The organism is Streptococcus sp. 27098_8_74 (assembly GCF_041431705.1).
In the GTDB taxonomy this organism is placed as follows: Bacteria; Bacillota; Bacilli; order Lactobacillales; family Streptococcaceae; genus Streptococcus; species Streptococcus salivarius_E.
Map to the genome: position 1 here is coordinate 1 of NZ_JAPVYF010000034.1, position 19,253 is coordinate 19,253.

At 40.2% G+C, this 19,253-nt stretch carries 24 protein-coding genes; 4 read left to right on the plus strand and 20 right to left on the minus strand.

Going from position 1 to position 19,253, the window contains the following annotated elements:
- Positions 1-21: 21 nt before the first annotated feature.
- The 10 genes from yidD to O3670_RS10000 all read right to left on the minus strand — a co-directional run bounded on the left by yidD (position 22) and on the right by O3670_RS10000 (position 6,168).
- Positions 22-270 (minus strand): membrane protein insertion efficiency factor YidD, encoded by a 249-nt coding sequence (yidD, locus tag O3670_RS09955; RefSeq protein WP_002886534.1) that lies wholly within the window; start codon positions 268-270, stop codon positions 22-24.
- Positions 270-995, minus strand: a complete 726-nt coding sequence (locus O3670_RS09960) for a pseudouridine synthase (protein WP_002883686.1) — start codon at positions 993-995, stop codon at positions 270-272. The genes yidD and O3670_RS09960 overlap by 1 nt, the downstream gene beginning before the upstream one ends.
- A gap of 106 nt (positions 996-1,101) precedes the next feature.
- Positions 1,102-1,668 carry an SMC-Scp complex subunit ScpB gene (scpB, locus tag O3670_RS09965; RefSeq protein WP_037600262.1) on the minus strand — a complete coding sequence of 189 codons (567 nt, stop codon included), beginning with the start codon at positions 1,666-1,668 and terminating at the stop codon, positions 1,102-1,104.
- Positions 1,661-2,374 carry a segregation/condensation protein A gene (locus tag O3670_RS09970; RefSeq protein WP_002886532.1) on the minus strand — a complete coding sequence of 238 codons (714 nt, stop codon included), beginning with the start codon at positions 2,372-2,374 and terminating at the stop codon, positions 1,661-1,663. The genes scpB and O3670_RS09970 overlap by 8 nt, the downstream gene beginning before the upstream one ends.
- Positions 2,374-3,135 (minus strand): site-specific tyrosine recombinase XerD, encoded by a 762-nt coding sequence (xerD, locus tag O3670_RS09975; protein WP_371596084.1) that lies wholly within the window; start codon positions 3,133-3,135, stop codon positions 2,374-2,376. The genes O3670_RS09970 and xerD overlap by 1 nt, the downstream gene beginning before the upstream one ends.
- Entirely contained in the window at positions 3,089-3,571 is a 483-nt protein-coding gene (gene cbpB / locus O3670_RS09980; RefSeq protein WP_107372515.1) for a cyclic-di-AMP-binding protein CbpB, read from the minus strand. Before cbpB ends, xerD begins: the two co-directional genes overlap by 47 nt.
- Complete coding sequence (locus O3670_RS09985; protein WP_371596085.1) at positions 3,568-4,089, minus strand: metallophosphoesterase; 522 nt, start codon at positions 4,087-4,089, stop codon at positions 3,568-3,570. Before O3670_RS09985 ends, cbpB begins: the two co-directional genes overlap by 4 nt.
- Positions 4,071-5,045 (minus strand): nucleoside-triphosphate diphosphatase, encoded by a 975-nt coding sequence (locus O3670_RS09990; RefSeq protein WP_060972192.1) that lies wholly within the window; start codon positions 5,043-5,045, stop codon positions 4,071-4,073. Before O3670_RS09990 ends, O3670_RS09985 begins: the two co-directional genes overlap by 19 nt.
- Positions 5,038-5,853, minus strand: a complete 816-nt coding sequence (gene racE, locus O3670_RS09995) for a glutamate racemase (RefSeq protein WP_002889898.1) — start codon at positions 5,851-5,853, stop codon at positions 5,038-5,040. Before racE ends, O3670_RS09990 begins: the two co-directional genes overlap by 8 nt.
- 63 nt (positions 5,854-5,916) lie before the next feature.
- Positions 5,917-6,168: a YneF family protein gene (locus tag O3670_RS10000; protein ID WP_002883695.1), complete on the minus strand. Its 252-nt coding sequence runs from the start codon at positions 6,166-6,168 to the stop codon at positions 5,917-5,919.
- A 245-nt stretch (positions 6,169-6,413) separates the two neighbouring features.
- Between O3670_RS10000 and O3670_RS10005 the strand changes: the two genes are divergently transcribed.
- Positions 6,414-6,956 (plus strand): TetR/AcrR family transcriptional regulator, encoded by a 543-nt coding sequence (locus O3670_RS10005; RefSeq protein ID WP_060972193.1) that lies wholly within the window; start codon positions 6,414-6,416, stop codon positions 6,954-6,956.
- Positions 6,957-6,988: 32 nt separating this feature from the next.
- Here O3670_RS10005 and O3670_RS10010 read toward each other — a convergent pair whose 3' ends face one another.
- Complete coding sequence (locus tag O3670_RS10010) at positions 6,989-8,242, minus strand: diaminopimelate decarboxylase (protein WP_037597403.1); 1,254 nt, start codon at positions 8,240-8,242, stop codon at positions 6,989-6,991.
- A gap of 137 nt (positions 8,243-8,379) precedes the next feature.
- Between O3670_RS10010 and O3670_RS10015 the strand changes: the two genes are divergently transcribed.
- A complete protein-coding gene (locus tag O3670_RS10015) occupies positions 8,380-9,516 on the plus strand; it encodes a DUF5105 domain-containing protein (RefSeq protein ID WP_060972194.1) in 1,137 nt (378 codons plus the stop codon).
- A gap of 37 nt (positions 9,517-9,553) precedes the next feature.
- On the opposite strand, the gene O3670_RS10020 is transcribed toward O3670_RS10015, so the two are convergent.
- The 3 genes from O3670_RS10020 to O3670_RS10030 form a co-directional block, all read right to left on the minus strand.
- Complete coding sequence (locus O3670_RS10020; protein ID WP_049545705.1) at positions 9,554-10,243, minus strand: Bax inhibitor-1/YccA family protein; 690 nt, start codon at positions 10,241-10,243, stop codon at positions 9,554-9,556.
- Positions 10,244-10,266: 23 nt separating this feature from the next.
- Positions 10,267-10,770, minus strand: a complete 504-nt coding sequence (locus tag O3670_RS10025; RefSeq protein ID WP_002883682.1) for an HD domain-containing protein — start codon at positions 10,768-10,770, stop codon at positions 10,267-10,269.
- Between the two features lie 101 nt (positions 10,771-10,871).
- Positions 10,872-11,609, minus strand: coding sequence for a TrmH family RNA methyltransferase (locus O3670_RS10030; RefSeq protein WP_371596086.1), 738 nt, complete (start codon positions 11,607-11,609; stop codon positions 10,872-10,874).
- Positions 11,610-11,711: 102 nt separating this feature from the next.
- On the opposite strand from O3670_RS10030, the gene O3670_RS10035 reads away from it, so the two are divergent.
- On the plus strand, positions 11,712-11,990 hold the full coding sequence (locus O3670_RS10035) for an acylphosphatase (protein WP_013990023.1): 279 nt from the start codon (positions 11,712-11,714) through the stop codon (positions 11,988-11,990).
- A gap of 86 nt (positions 11,991-12,076) precedes the next feature.
- Complete coding sequence (gene yidC / locus O3670_RS10040; protein WP_002886520.1) at positions 12,077-12,994, plus strand: membrane protein insertase YidC; 918 nt, start codon at positions 12,077-12,079, stop codon at positions 12,992-12,994.
- A 167-nt stretch (positions 12,995-13,161) separates the two neighbouring features.
- Here yidC and greA read toward each other — a convergent pair whose 3' ends face one another.
- The 6 genes from greA to O3670_RS10070 all read right to left on the minus strand — a co-directional run.
- Entirely contained in the window at positions 13,162-13,644 is a 483-nt protein-coding gene (gene greA / locus O3670_RS10045) for a transcription elongation factor GreA (RefSeq protein WP_002883697.1), read from the minus strand.
- 84 nt (positions 13,645-13,728) lie between these two features.
- A complete protein-coding gene (gene mltG, locus O3670_RS10050; protein WP_037600244.1) occupies positions 13,729-15,705 on the minus strand; it encodes an endolytic transglycosylase MltG in 1,977 nt (658 codons plus the stop codon).
- Between the two features lie 96 nt (positions 15,706-15,801).
- Positions 15,802-16,296, minus strand: a complete 495-nt coding sequence (locus tag O3670_RS10055) for a GNAT family N-acetyltransferase (RefSeq protein WP_002886517.1) — start codon at positions 16,294-16,296, stop codon at positions 15,802-15,804.
- A 59-nt stretch (positions 16,297-16,355) separates the two neighbouring features.
- Positions 16,356-17,684 (minus strand): UDP-N-acetylmuramate--L-alanine ligase, encoded by a 1,329-nt coding sequence (gene murC, locus O3670_RS10060; protein WP_002889872.1) that lies wholly within the window; start codon positions 17,682-17,684, stop codon positions 16,356-16,358.
- Positions 17,685-17,710: 26 nt separating this feature from the next.
- The gene (zapJ, locus tag O3670_RS10065; protein WP_049545700.1) at positions 17,711-18,427 is read right to left on the minus strand and encodes a divisome accessory protein ZapJ; all 717 of its coding nucleotides are present in this window, start codon (positions 18,425-18,427) and stop codon (positions 17,711-17,713) included.
- 155 nt (positions 18,428-18,582) lie between these two features.
- Positions 18,583-19,253, minus strand: a 671-nt coding sequence (locus tag O3670_RS10070) for a DEAD/DEAH box helicase (RefSeq protein WP_371596087.1), incomplete at its 5' end; no start/stop codon positions are given.

The window sequence follows — 19,253 nt, forward strand, 5'->3', positions numbered from 1 at the left end:
CATAGAAAAACTCCTTTGGATTCATTTATCCAAAGGAGTTTTATTACGTTTTAGACTAAAATAATCTGGCACCGGATCATCGCCAGTCTCTGATAAAGGGTGACATCTTAAAATACGGGCAACTCCCATAAGAACTCCCTTTAAACCGTGCATTTCTATGGCTTGGATCATATAAACCGAACAAGTTGGACGAAAACGGCAAGAGGGTGGAAATAGGGGAGAAATCCATCTCTGATAAGCCCTTACTAAGGCAATCAGAAATCTTTTCATTATTTAACCTTATTGACAGCAGCGTTATGAAGCTGACTGATTTCTTTCTTATTCAGACGGCGTGATTCACCTGGGCGAAGCCCTGTTAAATCAAGGGTACCAAAACGCGTACGTGACAACTTATCAACAAGCAAGCCCACCGATTCAAACATTTTCTTAACCTGGTGGTTACGCCCTTCATGAATTGTCAATTCAACAACTGAACGGTTCTTTTCATGGTCTACTTTGATAATATTGTAACGTGCTGGTTTTGTTTTCTTACCATCAATGACCACACCACGAGTCAAAGGACGAAGGTTCTCCTTGGTCGCAATACCTTTGACACGCGCCAAATAAACCTTGTCAATCTCATTACGTGGGTGAATCATCTTATCGGTAAAGTCACCATCATTAGTCAAAATAAGAAGCCCCGTCGTATCCCAGTCAAGACGACCAACAGGATAGATACGTTCCTTAACGTGGGGCATGAGGTCAATCACCGTCTTACGATTTTTCTCATCAGATACCGAAGAAATAACCCCTCGTGGTTTATTAAGAAGATAATAGACCTTCTCTTCATTATAAATTGGGCTACCATTTACCTCTACAATATCACCATTTTTGACAATTGTTGCCAATTCCGTAACGGTCTTACCATTTAGGGTCACACGACCCTCTTTAATTAGTTCCTCAGCCTTACGACGGCTGGCCACACCAGCGTGGGCAATATATTTATTAATTCGCATTCTTTTTCTACAGCTTAAGCTGTATCCTTTCTACCTAGCATCTCTGCTATGTTTCTTTATTTTTAATGATTAGTTTCAACAAGGTTTACTCTTAATTGTCCAAGTCCTAAAGCTCCTCTGAAGCATCTTCCCTAAAGAGACTCGTTTCTTGCTCTTCAAGTTCTAGTTGATCAATCGCCACAAGCTCGTCTAAACGGTTAATGCCCATATAGTCAAGGAAATAATCAGTAGTCGCATATAGGTTAGGACGACCGACAGCATCCTTTTTACCAGCCTCTTGAATAAGATCGAAGGCCTGAAGTTTAGCAATAGCACCACTAGAATTAACACCTCTAATGTCATCGACTTCAGCTCGAGTAATGGGCTGTTTATACGCAACTATAGAGAGGACCTCAAGACTCGCTCGTGATAAACTCTGGTTAATAGGCGTTTTAGAATAGTCACGAAGGAGACTTGCAAAATCTGGTTTAGTCACTAACTTATAGGTATTTGATGATTCCAATAAACACAGAGCTGAATCCTCATCTGTCTCGTACTTAGCTTGCAATTTCTCCAAAGACTGAGTCAGACCCGTCACTGGCATTTCCAAAAGCTGTGCCATGGTACGTAGACTAAGACCATCTTCACCAGCCACAAAAAGTAAAGCTTCTAATCGTGCTAAGTGACTACTCATTCGTCCATTCCTTTCTTAGTGTGATTGTCCCAAAAATTATTTCCTGTTGTACTGATATGCGATGGACCTTAATCAATTCAAGAGTTGCCAAAAAGAGGGTGATTACTTGATTCATATCTTTAGCATCTGTGAAAAGTTCATCCAGATATAGCTCATTTTTTGAGCCAAATGCTTCCTCAATAATCAGCATCATGTCTTCAATTTTATAATCGTCACGCGCAATGGTCGTGTGATTTCGACGAATTTCTTCTTGCTTTTCAGTCATGATTTTTGAAAAAGCCAAGAAAATGTCTTGAATGGTCTTATCCTGATTCAGCGTCACATCTTCATAAACTAATTCAACTTTTGGTTTTGAAAAATACTGAGCTCGCACTTCATGCTGCTTAGCCAACTCTTGACTAGCTGCTTTGAAGCGTGCATATTCTTCCAACTGACTCAAGAGCTCTAGTTCTGGATCATCTGCTTCTGGCTCAGCTTCCACCACTGTCGGCAGAAGCTTACGACTCTTAATCAGCATGAGCTGACTAGCCATAAGCATATATTCCCCAGCAACTTCAAGCTTCATGGCTTGCAAGGTTGCCAAATAAGCCAAGTATTGCTCAATAACCTCAACAATGGGGACATCGTAAATATCTACCTCATACTTAGAAACCAGATGGAGCAACAAATCCAGTGGTCCCTCAAAATCTTTTAACTTAATATCCATTAGATTTTATAGTATTTCTCCAAGGTCACTGGACTTTTTAGTCCCAGTAAACGAGCAAGTTCAAAGGCGCCCGTTCCCTTTTCAATTTGTCTAAGAATAAATTGCTGACGCAAGACTTGAGCAGTCACATTCGATAAGCCACAGTCACTAACATAAGTCTGGATTTGCTTATACAGCCATTGTCGAGTATAGACCTTACCCAAAAGCAATCCCTGACTGTTCACATCTTTAATGGCCAACAAATACTGTTTCAAATCTGCTTCAAGTCTAAGAACACGCTTAGTCGTTCCCTTGGCCACAGTTACAACACCAAAATCCAAGTCGATATCGGACCAGTCCAACTCCAAAATCTCTGAAGGCAAGAGCCCCAACTCTAGAATCAGCAGACAGGCCAGTTTCCCAGCCCCTTCACGTCCCTCGTAAAGCGACGAAAGATCCAGTATCTGCAACTTATCCTCCTGAGAAGGTGGCGTTACCATCTCTGATAGTTTGAAAAATTTCGCTAATTCACCCTTTTGATAGAGATATAGTAAAAATTGATTGACCGCAGAGCGCTTACGTTTTTGTACGGATGGCTTCCATTCCTTGAGTTGGTTTTCATAGAGCTTTAAAGTGGTTTGATCAATTTGTCCTGAAATCAAAGTTGTAAACTGCTTAAGATCATAAGTATAAGCTTGCTTTGAGCTCTCTGAAATGACCTTAGTCGCCAGAAAATCAGTGATCTGAGTTGTCAGTTGTTTTTGGAATGATGATATAGTCATGTGTAAAGTCATGTAAGAGGCTATTAACCGCCTTTAGAATCGATTTTCGTGTGATAATTCCTTTGAAAATACCTTGGCTATCAACCACAGGAAGGAAAGGATTATCAACTAGTTTATGCATTACCTCGTTTAGATTAGCATTATCTTCCACTGTTTCCACGACATCTGATGTCATCGGCCCGATATCACGGTTAACCATCTCCCACTCTTGCAAGTTATGTTCATCTTGATAACGCTTAATATCTGTCAAAGATATGGTCCCAAGATAATGCTTATCCTTAGTCAAAACGGGAACGCGCGAATAACCGTTACTCGTCAAAAGCAAAACCACATGATTAGCGTTATGACTATCAATAAAAATAGCAACCTGATCTGATGGAATTAAATAATTATCTAAACGAGCCAACAAAAAATCTTCAAATTCTTTAGCAATCATCGTTCAAATTCCTGTGTAAGTTCTGAATAAAGTTCATGGTCACGTGTGTAATATTCCACACGAATTTTTGCATCGTTTATAATCACCTTTGCATAAAGTTTCTCATGGATAGGCCCACGTGGCTGTAAAACAGAGCCTGGATTGATAAACACTGTCTTACCATTTCGCCAAGCTGTTGCCGCATGCAAGTGGCCATAAAGACAAATATCAGCGGCCTCTTGTTGCGCCCAAAGATCTAACTTGTCCCAGGTAAAATTAATGCCATAGAGATGACCATGTGCTTGTGCAATAATCACATCTCCAAGTTTAACGACCAAACGTTCTGGATAACCTGAATCATAATCACAGTTTCCTCGAACTACATAGATACCTTTCCAAATAGGATCACTTGATTCTAACTCCGAATCTCCGTTGTGGAAAATGGCATCCACCTTTCCTTGATAACGATTTTTTATATCTGCTACAATATCACGATCCCCATGGGAGTCGCTCATTACGATTATTGTTTGTTCTGCCATGCTGGGAAGACCTCCATAAGTTTCTTAACAGCTTGTCCACGGTGAGATTGTTCATTTTTCTCTTCTGCAGAAAGCTCTGCTGCTGTTTTACCCGTATTACCAACTAAAAAGAGAGGATCATAACCAAAACCATTGTCACCTTTAGGTTCTCGGCCAATATAACCCTTCCAGTCGGCATCAACAACCAAACTATCACGTCCAGGTGCTGCAACAACTAGGGTTGTATGGAAGTTCGCCGTACGTTTGCTATCATCAAGCACCATAGCGAGCTCATGCAATAATTTAGCATTATTTTCAGCATCTGTGGCATCAGGGTCTGCAAAGCGTGCAGACCAAACACCTGGTAAACCTCCAAGAACATCTACCTGCAAACCAGAGTCATCTGAGAGGACCATTTTACCAGTTAATTCTGAAATGGTTTCCGCCTTCAAGCGTGCATTTTCCTCAAAGGTCATACCTGTTTCAGCAACTTCAGGAAGGTCTGGATAATCATTAAGATTCTCTACCTTAATGCCTAGTTTTCCAAATAGTTTACGAAATTCCTTGGTTTTTCCTTCATTGCGTGTCGCAATCAATAGGACATCACCAAAATCTGATTTGTTATCAGAACCAAAGAAATCACTCAAGGTGACACCTTCTCTAGGCACATGAACATAGACAAGCTTATCTCCTTCACTAACTACCAAGGCCCCTTGATGTTGCGTAACAGCTAAGTCACGACCGGTTTCCTCTTTCAAGCAATCCAGAATAAAGGATACCAAGCGAAGGTCTGAAGAATGTTTAGCAATATGTAACTGGAAACCACTAACAGCCAAAACGTTAGTCAAGGCTTGGAAAAGGTCAACAAATTGTTCATAGGCCTCATCACCACCAAAACAAGTCAAGTGATTGTAGCTTCCAAAACTAGCCAAATACCAGTCTTGTTCGTCTTTATATTCTAAAATTGATTTAGTCATTTTCTAACTCCTTGTCCAAATCGACATGTTGGACAGCAACTTCTTCACCCAGCCATTGTTCTGCGATTTCTTTAAAACCAAGCACACTAGCTGTGGTGTAATATTCTTCCGTCTTGTCTTCGACTTCACGGCTACGATTAATTTCAAAATAATTGAGCAAAACTGAAACATCACGAACTGTTTCAGCTCCGCTATCAATTAGCTTGACACTTGGCCCCATAACATTCTGGATGATAGGACGTAGAAGTGGGTAATGGGTGCAACCTAAAACCAAGGTATCTACCTTACCGACTAAAGGTGCCATGCTCTCATAAACAATCTTTTTAGCCACACTTGAGTTAATTTCATTGGATTCAACAATAGGGGCAAAGCGAGGACAAGATAAACTCAAGACATTCATTTGTGGTGCCAGATGCTTAATTTTTTGTTCATAGATGTTAGAGGAAATCGTCATAGGAGTCCCAATGACGCCAATATGCCCCGATTGACTAGACTTAATGGCAGCACTAGAACCAGGCAAAACCACACCTAGCACTGGGATATCCAAGGCTCCTTTGATTTCCTCCCAAACTACTGCTGTTGCCGTATTACAAGCAATAACAATCATTTTTACATCTTTGGTCAGAAGAAATTTAACCAACTGCCAGGTATACTCTCTGATTTGTTCTGCTGGTCTAGGACCATATGGCGCCCTAGCAGAGTCACCAATATAAACAATAGACTCGTGAGGCAACTGACGTTTAAGCTCACGTACCACCGTCAGTCCTCCGACACCAGAATCTAAAAATCCTATAGGTCGATTATCCATCTTGCCTCCTTATCCCCTAGGTTACATGTAAAAAGCTGAGATTCACGTCCCAGCTCCCCACCATTATTTTTTCTTTTTCTTGCTATCTGCAAGTGCTTGTTTTTGTTGTTTGATAATTTGGTTATATGTTTGACGCACTTTTGCTTCATTTGGCTTTTGACCCGCAGCCGACATCATGGTACGAACAGCGTCCACATTCAAACGAGGATTTTCAGCCAATTCTTTCTCCATTTGTTTGCGGGCAAAGTATGCACCTCCATAAAAACCACCCAAAAGGGCTACAAAAACAAGAATAATCCAAAGGACGGTGTTCATAAATTTAATTCTCCTATAACGTTGATTTACCTTATATTATAGCAAAAATGGACCCTACTGACAAATAAGACGTTGGTTCTTAAAAACGTATAGAAAAAAAGTTTTTTCGTTTAAAATATCGATAAAATGAGAGTTTCAGTATTTTTCACTTACAACTGTAAAGGACTTGTAAGATTTCTAGAAAAAAAATAGGTTATTATATAAGTTGTGGAATTATTATTATGTTTATATAAAGGGGTTTATTTATGCTCAAGGAAGCAACTATTTCCGAACGAAAAATTGTCAACGCATTTATTGAACTCTTAGAAGAGAGTTCACTCGAACAAATCAGCATCACAGACATCATCAAGAAGGCAAATCTCAGCAGACCAACTTTCTACTACTACTATTCAAATAAAGAAGATTTGGTTGAAACAACCTTCTCAAAGATTTTAGATAAAGTTTCAAGTATTCTTCAGGAAGACATGACCTACCAAGAGGGTGTTGTTACTGAAATGCTAGGATATCTTAAGGAAAATCAAAGACTCTGTCTCACCTTAATGACACACATTCCAAACATCAATGAGATGATTCGTGAATTCATTATCGAGACCATCCTTAACTCTGATATCGAAAATGTTACAGAGCTCATGGAACAAAGCTATCATATTCCTGCCAAATATTCATTGGAAATTTATGTTAGCACTATTGTTACCATTTTAACACTCTGGCTCAAAGAAGGCTGTGTCGAATCCCCTGAGGAGTTAGCCGATATCATTCTTGAAGCTGTAATCATTAAAGTAAAATAAGCTAGGGCCTTTAAGGCCTAGCTTATTTTTTGTTAAATGTCAAAATCAAAACCATCAAGAGTAGCAAAGTAATCATTCATCGTCTCTGCACGGCGGATCATACGAGCCGTTCCATCTTCTTGGTAGAGAATTTCTGCAGAACGAAGACGTCCATTATAGTTGTAGCCCATTGAGAAACCATGTGCACCTGTGTCGTGGATAACCAAGGTATCTCCAATACGAGCTTCTGGCAATTCACGGTTCTTAGCAAACTTATCATTATTTTCACAAAGAGAACCTGTCACATCAACTACTTGAATGTCACCATCTGGATTAGTCATATTCGTGATGTGGTGGTAGGCATCGTACATAGCTGGACGAAGCAAGTTAACCGCAGAAGCATCTACACCAACGTAACGACGATAAGTGTCCTTAATATGAAGAACCTTAGTAACAACAAGGCCATGAGGTGCTGTCATGAAACGTCCAAGTTCAGTGTAAATACTGATATGTCCAAGATCATTCGGAACAAGGATCTCATCAAATTTAGCATGAACCCCTTCACCGATAACAGCAATGTCATTTTGCTTATTAGCCGGTGTGTAGTCTACCCCAACACCACCTGATAAATTGATAAAGTCAAGACTAACTCCAAGTTCATTCTTGATTTCTACCGCCAATTCAAAGAGTTGAGCAGCCAAGGTTGGGTAATACTCATTCGTTACTGTATTTGACGCTAGGAAAGCATGCAAACCGAATGATTTCACTCCTTTTTCTTTAAGGTAGGCATAACCTTTGAAGAGTTGTTCCTTAGTCATCCCAAATTTTGATTCTTCAGGGTGATCCATGATATCAGTACCAAGAGAGAAGACACCTCCTGGGTTAAAGCGCAAAGAAAGGGTTTCAGGAAGCCCTGCAGCCTCTTCCAAGAAAAAGATATCTTCGTAAGCATCAAGGTTAATTGTCGCATTAATATCACGCGCGTAAACAAACTCTTCTGCACGTGTATCATTAGATGTAAAGCTAATCGCGCTACTATCAAAACCAATTTTCTTACTCATGACAAGCTCTGTATCGGTCGCACAATCGACACCACACCCTTCTTCTTTCAAAATTTTGAGGATTGCTGGATTAGGTGTGGCCTTTACAGCAAAGAATTCTTTAAAACCTGGATTCCACGAAAAAGCTGCATTAACTGCACGTGCTGTTTCACGAATACCTTTTTCATCGTAAAGATGGAAAGGTGTCGGAAATTCTGCAGTGATTTGTTCAAGTTTATCAGCTGCAATAAAAGGTGTTTTTGTCATTTTATTCTCCATTTTTTTACAATAGTAATCCTATTATAGCATAAGAAAAGGCTTGAAACCCAATTTTCTAATAATCTCAAGGCATATTTCATGATACAATAGACCTATAACCTAAATAAAATAACGGGGGATTATTTATGAAAAAATATCTTTACTCTGGGGCTCTTGCTCTAGCAGCCATCTTAACGCTCTCAGCATGTGCCAAGCCAAAACTTGATGCCAAGCTTTCTGTTAACGATATTGTCTATATGTCAGGAAGCGACCTCAAGCTCAAGGATGACCAAACCCTAGTCGAAGTCTCATTCAAACTCGAGAATACTTCGGAAGATATGGAAAATGAGCTCAAAACATCTGCTAAACAATTCTACCTCAAAGATAAATATGGTAAAAAAGTCACAGCAAGCAAGATCGACAAGGGTGACCTCCCTACTCTCTTCAACAAAAATAAGAACGTAGAGGATGCTACAGATGACTTTGGAAAGCTTGAAGCTGACGACTACAAAACTGTCTCACTCTTTTTCGAAGTTAACAACGACGAAAGCTATAAACTCTATTTTGAATCAAAGGATGAGAAGACAGAAGGACAAACTGTTTCTACTAACCTAAAAGATTTCGATGGTAAAACAACTACCAATGTTAAAAAGGCTGTTGATGCCTATTTCAACGCAGTTCTTCTAGGTGGCGAAAGCAAAGACTACAGCAAATTTGTTTCTAACGACTTGGACAAAGCTAAGGGCGAACTTAACCAATATTTCTCAGATAGCCTTCAATACAGCTATGATGCAACTGATAACATCAAACCAACCGGTGATGAAGTTCCAAAAGTTTTTGGTTGGGTTCAAACTGCTAACCGTGAACGTGGTAGCTACACTGTTGACAACATTATCGTCGCTAAAGATAAGGCAGAATTCAATGTCAGCATGTCAACTATCAGTATGAAAGCTGCAGACGATGCCTATGGTGCTAATCACCCAAATCTCACAGACGAACTTAAAAACTACCTACAAAGCAATGGTGCTAACGCTGGAAATGTCGACCAACTGACAAGACAATTCTACATGGAAACTTACCTACCGAATTCAATCAAAGAAGTAAACCCATCAGCACCAAAGACTGAAGGAACAAATATCTTTGATAATTACTCAGTCGAGCTTACCAAAAAAGACGACAAGTGGGCTTTCCCAGATAAAGATAGCTATGTCGGAAAATGGGATTACTATCCACTCTTCTACGCTTACACAGGTCAGCAAGGAACACTCACAAAAAACTATTAGACATTAAAAAAATCAGCCATCTGGCTGATTTTTTTTACTAATTACGTCTAGCAAAGAGTCGCAAGATATTCAAGAATAAGTTAATGAAATCCAAGTAAAGACTAAGTGCCATAGAAACTGCCCATCCATCTGTGACCTGACCATTGGTACCATAATAAACCTTCTTAATCATCTGGTTATCGTAGGCAATTAAACCTGAGAAAATAAGAATTGATACAATACTAATCACAAAACTCATCATGCTACTTGCAAAGAAAATATTAATCAAGCTAGCCACAATAATCCCAATCAAGGCTGCCATAAGGAACTTGGCCATGCCTGATAGATCTCGCTTAATGGTAACTCCGATAAGTGCCATGATAAAGAAAACAATGGCAGTACTAAGGAAAGCTTGGAAAACAATGGCTTGCGTATATTGTACGATGATAAAGCTGAGTGTAAATCCATTCAGAGCAGAATAAACCAAAAATAAAGGTAGAGCCGCAGGTGTATTCCTTCTTGCAGCACCGCTAGCCAAAAAGACCAAACCAAACTCTAAAAAGAGTGCCGCCATGTAAACCCAAGAATAATTCATGAGAATATTGACAAAAAGATGCGAAAGAGGAAAGAGCATCAGATAAGAGATGACTGCTGAAAGCCCCACTCCCATACCGACAAGACCATAAATCTTTCCGAAAAAGCGGTTCAAGCCCGCATCACTAGTCGTATAAATTGCATTTGATTCCATAGTTATCTCCTAAAAATAATGAATTATTGGTGGTGGCTTTGTAGAGTCTTGCGACGGAAAAACTTACGATTTTTTATTCGGTTTCGTAAGGGTGTCGCTGCTTCTTTAACCGCCCAATACTTATCCACCATAGTAACAATATAAGATTCCTTATACTTCGGCGGCGCAATCGTTGCTCCCCACATATGCTTGAGGATAATATCCTCTTCTTTTTTGTTCAGATTAACAAGCTTTCTGGCATTACGAACAGCAATACGTGGGTGTACCCAAGCATGACTCTTGTTAAATTTAGTCACTCGCCAATCATAATAGAAAAAGTCATGTAAGAGACCACCTCGAGCTGTGCTCTTGGCATCCCAGCCAAATTTTTTAGCAATTTTATAGCTGGTGTAACTAACATTAACCGAGTGTTCTAAACGTGTCGAATGATGGTGTTGTACAATCCCATCCAATTTTTGAAAACGTGGATGAGAAATCAAATGTCCCACAACTTCCATGAATTCTTTATCATCTTCTGGTCGTTTCATAATAATACCTCATTAATGTTTCTAATGCTTCTTCATTATACCACTAGTACTTAAAATTACTTTAAAAGTCAGTTGTTTTCTCCTAAAATCATCCTTGAGACCTAGAGACTAAACATGAGAATTCCTGCTGCAACAGCAACATTCAGACTCTCCGCCTGACCTGGCATGCTAATATGTACGAGTTGATCAGCAGACTCAGCCATGTCCTGACTAATTCCCTGACCCTCATTTCCCATCACTAGGGCAAAATTGCCATCTGTCTTAACTGCTTTATAGTCAACGGAAACATCGGAAAGAGTCGTTGCTAAGACGGGTATACCTTGTTTTCTGCAAGCCTCAACCATGTCAAGAATTGCTCCACGATAGATTGGAAGGTGGAAATGACTTCCCTGCATAGAACGCAAGGTCTTCTGATTATAAATATCAGCTGATTTATCCGACAAAAAGACTCCGTCATAACCTGCGGCATCTGCTGTTCGAATCATTGTTCCTACATTACCAGGGTCCTGAACATCCTCCAAGAGAAGATACTTCCCTGAGAGAGAATTTGGCAAGGCTTGAGATTGTTTAGCAACTTCTACCACAATCCCTTGAGGTGTCTGAGTTTCACAGAGCTCCTTGAGCACCTCCGGACTAACCAACTTAACCTTAGCCATATTAGCCACACGATCAGCCATTTCCTCAAGCACGAAAACTTGAAGAATATCGGCACCACTTGCCTTTGCTTCCTCAAAAAGATGCCATCCTTCTAAAAGATAACTAGTTTTACGGTGCTTGCGCTGCAATAATTTTCTAGCAGACTTAATGCTAGCATTTTGCTTTGATTGAATGATTTCCATACACTCATTATAGCAGAAATTCCTTGATAAATCTTGGACTTGACCGACTTTATAGCAAGGATTATACTAAAAGAAAGAGCTTTCAAAAGGAGGTCGTGGAACATGCAAAAAGTAAGATTATTAGTCTCAGGAAGAGTCCAAGGTGTTGGTTTTCGTTATTCAACCTATGCTCTGGCACTAGATATTGGAGATATATACGGTCGGGTTTGGAATAATGACGACGGAACTGTTGAAATCCTAGCTCAGTCAGACAATCCTGCTAAGTTAGCTAAATTTATTCAAGAAGTTCGAAAGGGACCTTCAAAATGGTCTAAAGTAACCTATGTCGATGTGACCATGGCAAACTTCTCAAATTACAGCGATTTTCGGATGGCTAATTAAGAGGAAGCCACCGTTTTTAGCTTGTTCTCTTTCTTAAAAAAAGGTAAAATAGACAAGTATAACTAAAAAACAAAAGGAATGATATTGTGAATAAAAATCAAAAACGTCTAGCCCTGATGGGGCTTGCTGCCAGCATGCTACTCTTCCTATCAGGATGTGTGAGCCTTGATAAGTCTGGTAATCCTACTGGTTGGGTCTGGAACCTCCTTGGTCGCCCTATGAGCCACGTCATCACCTACTTCGCAGATAATCTTGGTCTCGGCTTTGGTCTTGGTATTATCTTTGTTACCATCATTGTTCGTTTGATTATCTTGCCACTTGGTCTTCACCAATCTCGTAGCGCAGCCTACCAATCAGCAAAACGTGAGTACCTTGCGCCTATCTTGGAACCAATCAACGAACGTTTGCGTAACGCCGAAACTCAAGAAGAAAAAATGGCTGCCCAGTCTGAACTCATGCAAGCTCAGCGTGAAAACGGTCTAAGCTTGATGGGTGGTGTCGGCTGTCTTCCTCTATTGATTCAGTTCCCGTTCTTCTCAGCACTCTACTACGCAGCACGTTACACTCCTGGTGTACTCCAAGATAACTTCCTCTGGTTTAACCTTGGTCACCGTGACTTCCCATTGATTATCATCATCGCAGCTCTTTACTACTTCCAATCTTGGTTGTCTATTCAACAAGTTCCTGAGGAGCAACGTAAACAAATGGCAGCGACGATGTACAGTATGCCAATCATGATGATTTTCTTTGGTATTAGCTCACCTGCAGCCGTAATCCTCTACTGGTTCGTTGGTGGTATCTTCTCTATTATCCAACAGTTGATTACCAACTACATCATCAAACCTCGCTTGAAAGAAAAAGTTGCTGAAGAGTTCAAAAAGAACCCTCCAAAAGCACCTCGTACAACACCAATCAAGCGTAAAGATGTGACACCAAAAAATACTCAAGCAATTGCAAGTAAACCAAAGAAAAATCGTAACGCCGGTAAGCAAAATCGTAAATAAGCTACAAAGCACTCTTGGCAAATGCCAAGAGTGCTTTTCTTATAGATTAATTCAGACTAGCCTAACTCCTACTAGCGCCGGCAACCAAAAAGGGAGTGAGACAGAACAACTGCTTTGTCTCACTCCCACTAGTTTCAAATATTAGACACTTTAACGCCAACAGTCACTTAGGCTGTTTTTTCTACACTAAGGATTTCTACAGAGTAGCTACCTGCTGGTGATTCGATAGCGACTTTGTCGCCAACTTTCTTACCAATCAAAGCTTGAGCAATTGGGCTTTCATTTGAAATCTTACCTGAGAAGATGTCAGCACCGGCTGCCCCAACGATATGATAAGTATCTTTGTCGTTTGTACCAACTTCTTGAACAACAACAGTTTTACCAATTGCAACCTCGTCATTAGCAACAGCATCACTATCAACGATTTCTGCATAACGAATTTTTGTTTCAAGAATCTGAATTTGTCCTTCAACAAAGGCTTGCTCGTCTTTGGCTGCTTCATACTCAGAGTTTTCTGAAAGGTCACCATAAGAACGTGCAATCTTAATACGTTCTACAACTTCTGGACGACGGACGAGTTTGTACTCCTCCAATTCCGCTTCAAGTTGTTCTTTCTCTGCTTGTGTCATTACATATGTTTTTTCTGCCATTTTTTTCTCTTTTCTATTTTTTGAGCCGTTGGCTGCATCATCAAAATCACTATTCGTTTGCTTGGTTTTAATGAGCCAATCAGACTATTTATCTTTTAGTTTGCTGTTAATGTAAGTTTCAACGTTATGCTGATGCTCTTCATAGCTTTCAGCAAAATAGACATTACCAGTGGTTACATCTGCCACAAAGTACATGTACTTGGTAGATGATGGATTGATAACCGCTTCAATCGCAGACAGACTAGGACTATCCACAGGACCTGGCATCAACCCCTTATGAACATAATCATTATAAGGGGAGTCAATGTTTGTGTCAATAGTTGCATCTTCTTTCAAGGTCGTTTCCTGACCAAGTTTTCCAAGAGCATAAAGAACTGCGATATTACTTTGTAGAGCCATGTCTGAGTTTAGACGATTATAGAAGACGCTAGCAATATTTTTACGGTCGTCATCTGTAGCTCCTTCTTTTTCAACAAGAGAAGCTAGGGTCAAAATCTCATTAACATTGTGTCCACTAGATGAAATCGTCGCATAGTAAGGTGATAGGTAGGTGTCCATCGTTGACAACATTTCCTCTGCCAAAGACTCCACCGTCGTATCATCATGAATGTTATAAGTCGCTGGGAACAGATAACCCTCTAGGACATACTTAGCATCCGTAGAATTCGGAAGGTTTGCCAACAAGGTTGGATACTTCGCTTTCATCTTAGTAATGAAAGCATCATCCTTCATCAATTTCAAGAAATCTTTCGCCTTAAGTCCAGTTGATGATTTTTTGCCTTTTTTAGCTGAAGAATTAACTTCAACTGCCTTGGAAATTTGATCAATGGTATATCCTTCTTTGACTAAGACCGTACCAAGAGATGGCTCCTGAGGTTTATCACTTCCTTTTTTCTGAAGTGCCTCAATAATTTCATCCATGGTCATGCTAGCCTGAAGGTTGTAATAACCACTTTTCAGATTTGAGATGTTCTTAAACTTGGTATAGTAATTAAAGACCTTACCAGACTTAATAACACCAGCTGATTCCAAGAGTTGGCCAATATAACTGCTACCTGAATTTTCGGGAATTTCAACACTAACAAACTTAGTTGAATTAACATCTTTTGCGCCAACAGCATCACTAACATAACGATAACCAAAGAATGTCGCTACTGACAAGATAAGAAGCAAGAAGATAATAATATTTCTTGCAATTTTCCCAGCACGGCGGTTATTTTTATTGCGTTTGTGATTTCGGTTAGAACGTGAAATCGGCTCTTCGTCGACAATGTCAGCCTGTTTAACATCTTTTGGCGAAGACTTTTTCTTCTTCACTTTCTTACCTTTCTTTTTCTTAGGTTTTCCAGAGGGTTCTAGAGAAATACTCTCATCATCCTCATTACCATCAGCCACTATCTCTGATTGAACCTTTTCTTGCGACGCTTGGTCACTTGTTGCATGATGTTCCTGCAAGAATGCTTCTTTTTGACGTTCTGAGGTCAATTTGGCCTCCAATTCTTTAGGGTCTGTATAAATAGCTTCGTTAGACTTAGCTTCAATGAGCTCCTTGGCAACATCTGCAGGAATATACTCCTCTTCAGATGCTTCGTTAAGGCTAGTTTCCCAAACTGGACGTTTAAAACGGCGTTTCGACGTTTCAGTCTCCTGAGGTATATTTACCTTTTTCTCCTCCTCGATAGGTTCTTTAGAAATAGACGCTACATTTGAATGAGCATCAGACACTAAAGACTCAGCTTGAGAAACAGAAAACAAGCCAACACTATCTTGTTGAGAATCTTGAGCTGTCTCAGAAGTCATAGATTTAGCGAAAGCACTATGAGAAACAGAATGTGAACTAAAATCTTGGTTACTTACTTTATTGGACGCTGAGGTACTATGTGTTGTAGCGCTCTCAGCTGACGTTGAACGTGGTGTCTCGGGCATAGTTGCACTTTTATTATGCTCCTCCTCGCGAAGAGAACGGAGCCGTGTTGCTTCTTGTAAATCTCGAAGAATCTGATCTTTAAAGCTTAGGCTATCTTCAGCAGATTCCGAGTGTTCATTAAACTTGTCCGTCAAGGCATACCTCCTCTATAGTAACAAACGCCATTATATCTTAAAAAGTCAGTTAATGCAAATCAATTGGTCCTTTGTCACAGTAACGTAACACTGAATTCAATGGGTTTCTGGATTCTCCCAAACCATATTATACCAAGTGCTACCGCCATGATTTGATTCTGATTCTCCTTCATCAGTGAAGCCATTCATCTCATAATAGGCAATCAGGTAATCATGGCAAGTCAAACTAATACCTTGGCGTTTTTGGGCGATAGCTAGATCCTTAAGCGCTGCAATCAAGGCTGTACCAATCCCTTGCCCTTTAAAATCTTTGGAGATAGACAAACTAGTAACTGCAATAAAGCCTCCTTGACTAGCATTAGGAACCACCTTATGGAACAAGTCATCTGTAAGATAACGTTCCGCAATCACAGGCCCTTCAATGTAGCCAGCTACAACGCCATCAATTTCAGCAATTAGAAAGGTATCACAAATCGTCTTTAAACGCTCCGCAATAGCCTCTGGAGTTGCAGCCTCTTCAGGTGAAAAATTATCTTGTTCGATACGGACAACATCAGCCCAATCATCCTCTCGGGCATGTCGAATAAGCATACTAAATTCCTTTCTATTAAGAGAAAGAGCTGAGCGAAATCGCTACAGCCCTTAATATATTACATGTGTGTTTGCAAGCTTGCTAGGAGCTCTTCAAACGAGCGTTCGTAAAGTTGGATGTCCCCAGCTCCCATAAAGACATAAACAGCATTGTCATGGTCAAGGAGAGGTGAGACGTTTTCAACTGTAACCACTTTGGCCGGTTTATTGATCTTAGCAGCAAGATCTTCAACCTTAACATCACCATGGTCAACTTCACGCGCTGAACCATAAATTTGCGCCAAATAAACAGCATCTGCTTCGTTCAAAGCTTCAGCAAATTCATCAAGAAGAGCAATAGTACGTGTGAAGGTATGTGGTTGGAAAATAGCAACAATCTCTTTAGATGGGTACTTTTGGCGTGCTGCATCAAGCGTTGCAATAATTTCAGTTGGATGGTGAGCAAAGTCATCGATGACGACAGTACCACTGATAATTTTTTCTGTGAAACGACGTTTAACACCTGAGAAAGTTTTAAGGTGTTCTGCAACCAAATCCATGTCGAAACCAGCTACATAGAGGGTCCCAATAACCGCAGTTGCATTCAAGATATTGTGACGACCATAGGCTGGCACATGGAATTCTCCAAGAATTTGTCCATCGTGTTTTACCTTGAAATTAGACCCTGTCGTTGTACGAACAATGTCTGTTGCCATAAAATCATCATTTTCTTCGAAACCGTAGTAATAGATTGGCGCATTGGCTGTAATCTTACGAAGGTGTGGATCCTCACCGTAAACGAAGAGTCCTTTTTGCACTTGCTTAGCATAGTCATCAAAGGCAGAGAACACATCATCGATACTTGTAAAGTAATCAGGATGGTCAAAGTCAATGTTAGTGATGATTGAGTATGCTGGGTGGTATGGCATGAAATGACGTTCATATTCATCAGACTCAAAGACAAAGTATTGTGCATTAGCAGAACCTCGACCAGTTCCGTCACCGATAAGGTATGACGTGTCGGTGATATTTTTCATAACATGTGACAAGAGACCTGTTGTAGAAGTCTTACCATGTGCACCTGCCACACCAAAGCTAGTGAATTGATCCATGAAGTGACCCAAGAACTCGTGATAACGCTTAAAGCTGTAGCCATTTTTAATTGCATAAGCAACTTCAACGTTGTTATCTTCACGAAAGGCATTTCCAGCAATCAATTCAACATCTTCTGTGATGTTTTTTTCATCGAAAGGAAGAATAGGGATACCTGCTTGCTCAAGACCACGTTGAGTGAAGTAATATTTTTCCACATCTGAACCTTGAACCTTGTGTCCCATTTGGTGGAGCATCAAAGCCAAAGCTGACATACCAGATCCTTTAATTCCAATAAAATGATAAGTTTTTGACATAGTTTCTCCTTACAATCGCACTGCGATTAGTTTGCGTCTTCTAAATGCGTCAAATTTAATTCTTGAGCAACTCGGTGTTCACGGTAAGTTTGACGTTCTGGGTAATTATAAACCTGGCTACGTTTCAAGAAGTCATAGCTATTTTTCTTGACGTTCTTACGAGATGGGTTACTAGGCTGTTGATAGGTTGGAGCCACTTCTGCCAAGATGTAAGAATCTTGTTGCAGACGATTTGCCAAGTGATGGATCTTTGAGTGCTTCCCATTAGGTGCTAAAGTTCGCTTGATAGCACTTACAGGAGCTCCCAAGATAGAGGCTGTCACTGGTCCTTTATCCGTTGTTACAGCAGCTGGCTCAACAGTGGCCTCAAAGCTTGGTTTGGCTTCCACCTTAGGCTTAGCAGTCAATTGACGGCTATTAGTATGTTTGGTTTGTTGAACTTCTTGGCGGAGGAATTTTTGGCGTTTCTCTCGTACATCACGCTTAGCCTTTTCACGGGCTTCCTCAGCATAAGTCATGCCAGCTTCTTGTGTCTCCACTCGTTTTGGAGCCTTCTTACGATTGCTAGGCTTAGCTGACAAGAAATCATAGTTCGGCAACAAATCATTGTAGTCCTTATCTTGGTAAGGGCTACGGATATTTGTGATTAAATCTTCATTTTCGTATAGGCGCATAGAGACCGGTTCTTGCAAGCAAGGTTCCCCGTCTGGAATCAGCGGAAATTGTCGTCTTTGGCGATGCATAAAAGACTTCCTTTCATTTTCGAGATGATGCGTATCTTAATATAAATAATCGGGAATGGGAAGATACGTCTTGCAATATTCTATTATAGCCTAATTCAAAAGATTTGCCTAGTAGCATTTTTACCTCTTAGTATTTCAATATCAAATATAACAAATTAAGATATTGCAATACCAAGAATTTCTTTAATATCCTCAACGGTCATGCTGGCACGGCTTTCATTGCCATCCAAGACGGTTGTTACCAGGTTTTTCTTGCCTTCTTGAAGCTCAAGAATTTTCTCTTCGATAGTCCCTCTTGTAATCAAACGGTAAACTTCGACATTTTGTTCCTGACCTATACGATGCGCACGACTAATAGCCTGCATTTCTACCGCTGGATTCCACCAAAGGTCAATCAGAATAACCGTATCAGCACCAGTTAGATTCAGTCCCACTCCTCCTGCTTTTAGAGAAATCAAAAAGGCATCTCGGCTTCCTTGATTGAAGGCTCTGGTCATCTCTTGACGACTATCAGATGGCGTTGACCCTGTTAGCTTATAAGAGGAAATACCTAATTCTTGTAAGAGCCCCTCTGTAATATCTAACATCCCACGAAATTGTGAAAAGATAAGAACACGGTGGTCTGATTCCTTAATTTGACTAAGCAACTCTCTTAGGCTATCTAATTTTCCGCTATCTCCAGCATAGTCCATAAAAAGAGCTGGGGTATCACAGATTTGTCGTAAGCGGGTAATTCCTGACAAAATTTCCACCTTACGACGGTTGATTTCCTGATCACTTGCAGAAATTAAACCTTGCTGCATCTGTTGCAATTGCGCTAAATAGA

Bases quoted from the DNA above. Each gene is read 5' to 3' on its own strand.
- O3670_RS10010 (WP_037597403.1), bottom strand. From the start codon at position 8,242: ATGACAAAAACACCTTTTATTGCAGCTGATAAACTTGAACAAATCACT.
- racE (WP_002889898.1), bottom strand. From the start codon at position 5,853: ATGGATAATCGACCTATAGGATTTTTAGATTCTGGTGTCGGAGGACTG.
- O3670_RS10020 (WP_049545705.1), bottom strand. From the start codon at position 10,243: ATGGAATCAAATGCAATTTATACGACTAGTGATGCGGGCTTGAACCGC.
- O3670_RS10035 (WP_013990023.1), top strand. From the start codon at position 11,712: ATGCAAAAAGTAAGATTATTAGTCTCAGGAAGAGTCCAAGGTGTTGGT.
- murC (WP_002889872.1), bottom strand. From the start codon at position 17,684: ATGTCAAAAACTTATCATTTTATTGGAATTAAAGGATCTGGTATGTCA.
- O3670_RS10055 (WP_002886517.1), bottom strand. From the start codon at position 16,296: ATGCTTATTCGACATGCCCGAGAGGATGATTGGGCTGATGTTGTCCGT.
- cbpB (WP_107372515.1), bottom strand. From the start codon at position 3,571: ATGATTGCTAAAGAATTTGAAGATTTTTTGTTGGCTCGTTTAGATAAT.
- O3670_RS10030 (WP_371596086.1), bottom strand. From the start codon at position 11,609: ATGGAAATCATTCAATCAAAGCAAAATGCTAGCATTAAGTCTGCTAGA.
- O3670_RS09960 (WP_002883686.1), bottom strand. From the start codon at position 995: ATGCGAATTAATAAATATATTGCCCACGCTGGTGTGGCCAGCCGTCGT.
- scpB (WP_037600262.1), bottom strand. From the start codon at position 1,668: ATGAGTAGTCACTTAGCACGATTAGAAGCTTTACTTTTTGTGGCTGGT.
- O3670_RS10005 (WP_060972193.1), top strand. From the start codon at position 6,414: ATGCTCAAGGAAGCAACTATTTCCGAACGAAAAATTGTCAACGCATTT.
- O3670_RS10025 (WP_002883682.1), bottom strand. From the start codon at position 10,770: ATGAAACGACCAGAAGATGATAAAGAATTCATGGAAGTTGTGGGACAT.
- O3670_RS10015 (WP_060972194.1), top strand. From the start codon at position 8,380: ATGAAAAAATATCTTTACTCTGGGGCTCTTGCTCTAGCAGCCATCTTA.
- O3670_RS09990 (WP_060972192.1), bottom strand. From the start codon at position 5,045: ATGACTAAATCAATTTTAGAATATAAAGACGAACAAGACTGGTATTTG.
- O3670_RS10000 (WP_002883695.1), bottom strand. From the start codon at position 6,168: ATGAACACCGTCCTTTGGATTATTCTTGTTTTTGTAGCCCTTTTGGGT.
- zapJ (WP_049545700.1), bottom strand. From the start codon at position 18,427: ATGCATCGCCAAAGACGACAATTTCCGCTGATTCCAGACGGGGAACCT.
- xerD (WP_371596084.1), bottom strand. From the start codon at position 3,135: ATGACTATATCATCATTCCAAAAACAACTGACAACTCAGATCACTGAT.
- O3670_RS09985 (WP_371596085.1), bottom strand. From the start codon at position 4,089: ATGGCAGAACAAACAATAATCGTAATGAGCGACTCCCATGGGGATCGT.
- greA (WP_002883697.1), bottom strand. From the start codon at position 13,644: ATGGCAGAAAAAACATATGTAATGACACAAGCAGAGAAAGAACAACTT.
- yidD (WP_002886534.1), bottom strand. From the start codon at position 270: ATGAAAAGATTTCTGATTGCCTTAGTAAGGGCTTATCAGAGATGGATT.
- O3670_RS09970 (WP_002886532.1), bottom strand. From the start codon at position 2,374: ATGGATATTAAGTTAAAAGATTTTGAGGGACCACTGGATTTGTTGCTC.